At 63.6% G+C, this 2,204-nt stretch carries 2 protein-coding genes; one reads left to right on the top strand and one right to left on the bottom strand.

All coding sequences use genetic code 11. The annotated features are described in order from the left end of the window. Positions 1-11 precede the first annotated feature (11 nt). Entirely contained in the window at positions 12-1,070 is a 1,059-nt protein-coding gene (locus tag EN745_RS33860) for a D-TA family PLP-dependent enzyme (protein ID WP_127423244.1), read from the bottom strand. Between the two features lie 154 nt (positions 1,071-1,224). Here EN745_RS33860 and EN745_RS33855 point away from each other — a divergent pair, with 154 nt between their 5' ends. Beyond that, a complete protein-coding gene (locus EN745_RS33855) occupies positions 1,225-1,911 on the top strand; it encodes a D-lyxose/D-mannose family sugar isomerase (protein ID WP_126055028.1) in 687 nt (228 codons plus the stop codon). Positions 1,912-2,204 lie beyond the last annotated feature (293 nt).

Genomic DNA, 2,204 nt, shown 5'->3' with positions numbered 1-2,204 from the left:
GGAAAGGCCACTCACCCCATCCGCCCCCGCGCCGCCACCGGCAGCGTCTCCAGCACCTTGTCGCCGTCGATAAGATGCACCTGGTCAAACAAATTCGTCACCACGCAGCAGTGATCGGGCACCACGCGAACGCGCTCGCCGATGCGAAGCTTCGCGCCGTCGGAAAGCGTGACATTGCCATGCTCCTCGCTGAGGCCGGTGACCCTCGCGCCCGGCACCCCGAGCAATTCGCCGAAATCGGACAGCCCCAGTGTATCGGAGGACAGCGCCTTGCTGCCTGAATCGAGAATCGCACGGGTCGGCGTTGGATGGCTGACCACCGTCGCGAGCACCGTCAGCGCGCAATCGTCGAGGCTGCCGACGCCTTTGGCGACCTGGTAGCGGTCGAGATAGATATAGGTGCCGGGCCGGTATTCGGTGACGACGCTGTTCTCGCCCGAGCGCCACATGTCCGGCGTGCCGCCGCTGGAGATGCGCCGGCAGTCGAGGCCTGCCGCGGCAAGGGCCTGCTTCGCCCCTGCCAGCCAGCTCTCCGCCTGCGTCTGCTTGCCGGCGGCCGGATAGGTCATCAGCCCGCCGAGGGTGAGGCCCCTGGCGCTGTCGATCGCTTTCGCCAGCACCACCGCTTCATCTGCCGTCTGCACGCCGCAGCGGCCCATGCCGGTATCGCACTCGACCAGTACCTGTAGCGGTTGGCCGGCATCGGCAAAGGTCGCTGCAAGGCCTTCCAGCGTTACCAGGCTGTCCGCGGTTACCGACAGCGTCACGCGGCCGTGCAGCGCCTTCAGCCGTTCGAGCTTGGCGCGCCCGAGGATGTTGTAGGGGAGAAAAATGTCGGTCAGCCCTGCATCGGCCATTACCTCCGCCTCGCCGATCTTCTGGCAGGTGATGCCGACCGCGCCGGCCGCTATCTGCTTCTTCGCCCAATAGGGCAGCTTGTGCGTCTTGATGTGCGGCCTGAGCTTCAGCCCATGGGCGTCGGCATGCGCCTGCGCCTTTCTGATGTTGGCTTCGGCGCGGGCGGCGTCGATCACGATCGCCGGCGTATCGAGGTCGTCTATGCTTGGCATGCGATTGTCACCACCATAAGAACCGGTCGCGTTATGGCCCCGATCCGGCCGAATGTCACGGGCCAGAGCCGTCTGTTTGCGTCGACAGCGGACCGGCATTGAGCTATTCGGATGGGCACATTTCAGCAGGCAGCGGCCGGAAGGAAGAGAACCCATGAAGCGCTCGAGAATCAACGACATCATCCGCGAAGCCGACGCCTTCATCCGCTCCTTCGGCTATATCATGCCGCCCTTTGCTTATTGGTCGCCGGACGAGATGAAGGCGCATAAGGGAGACTCTTCGGCGATCTTCACCTCGCGCCTCGGCTGGGACATCACCGACTACGGCCAGGAGAAGTTCGACGAGCTCGGCCTGTTCCTGTTCACCGTCCGCAACGGCCGCTACGAGGACATGAAGCTCGGCATGGGCATGCTCTATGCCGAGAAGATCATGATCTCGCGCAAGGACCAGCTCTCGCCCATGCACCGCCACAACATCAAGGCCGAGGACATCATCAACCGCGGCGGCGGCAAGCTGGTGCTGGAACTGTTCATGCACGATCGCGACGGCGGGATCGATCCGAAGGCCGAAGTGTCGGTGCCGGTCGACGGCACTATCACTAGACTGCCGGCGGGCGGGCTCTTGAAGCTCGATCCGGGCCAGAGCGTCACGCTGCTGCCGGGCGTCTGGCACGCCTTCTGGGCCGAGGGCAAGGATGTGCTGATCGGCGAGGTTTCCACCGTCAATGACGACCTCACCGACAACGTTTTTCGGGAGCCGATCGGCCGCTTCTCCAATATCGACGAGGACGTCGCGCCACTGCATCTGCTGGTGTCGGACTATGAGAAGTGGGTGGGGTAATAGATCAGCCCGGCGAGCCAGGTTTCGGTTCAAGTGTATCGTGATGCGGCGCTGCCCCTCATTGCCCTGCCGGGCATTTCTCCCCGTATAGTGACGGGGAGACGCTGTCGCGGATGGCTTCGCCAATCGCCACGTTGCAGCACAGGCGCCGGCATTGTGATCAGCCCTCTTCTCCCCGTCTCTATACGGGGAGAAGGTGCCGGTGTCCGAACCGGATAGATAGGTAACAGAATGGACCGATTGCATAGGTGACAGTTTTCTCCCTCGCCGGAGGACCCGGCGATGGTTTGGCG

This window comes from Mesorhizobium sp. M4A.F.Ca.ET.022.05.2.1 (assembly GCF_003998845.1).
GTDB lineage: Bacteria > Pseudomonadota > Alphaproteobacteria > Rhizobiales > Rhizobiaceae > Mesorhizobium.
Note: the sequence above shows the minus strand (reverse complement) of the source record. Positions and strands in the feature narration are given on the sequence as shown.

Coding starts and splice junctions, on each gene's coding strand:
- EN745_RS33855 (WP_126055028.1), top strand. CDS start 1,225: ATGAAGCGCTCGAGAATCAACGACATCATCCGCGAAGCCGACGCCTTC.
- EN745_RS33860 (WP_127423244.1), bottom strand. CDS start 1,070: ATGCCAAGCATAGACGACCTCGATACGCCGGCGATCGTGATCGACGCC.